Origin of the sequence: Nocardioides sp. R-C-SC26 (genome assembly GCF_021246465.1) — a bacterium.
Lineage (GTDB): Bacteria > Actinomycetota > Actinomycetes > Propionibacteriales > Nocardioidaceae > Nocardioides.
In genome coordinates, this window is record NZ_JAHRHK010000079.1 from 1 (window position 1) to 315 (window position 315).

At 74.3% G+C, this 315-nt stretch carries 1 pseudogene; it reads right to left on the bottom strand.

Annotation, left to right across the window (positions count from 1 at the left end):
• Window positions 1-315 (bottom strand): annotated as a pseudogene (locus tag KSO97_RS17510) (transketolase); the annotation flags it as partial.

Sequence of the window (315 nt, forward strand, 5' to 3'; positions counted from 1 at the left end):
GCTTCGACCGCGAGCTGGACCTCCGAGCCGGTCGCGACCAGCACGACGTCGGGAACCCCTTCGGTGTCGAGCAGGACGTAGCCGCCGCGCTGGGCGCCGTCGGTGCTGCCCCAGTGCTGACCGTCGTCGTCGGTGCCGCGCGGGAACGTCGGGACGTTCTGGCGCGAGAGGATCAGCCCGGCGGGCCGGCCGGTGTGCGACAGCACGGACATCCAGGCGGCCGCGGTCTCGTTGGCGTCGGCCGGACGCACGACGTCCAGACCCGGGATCGCACGCAGCGAGGCGACGTGCTCGACCGGCTGGTGGGTCGGGCCG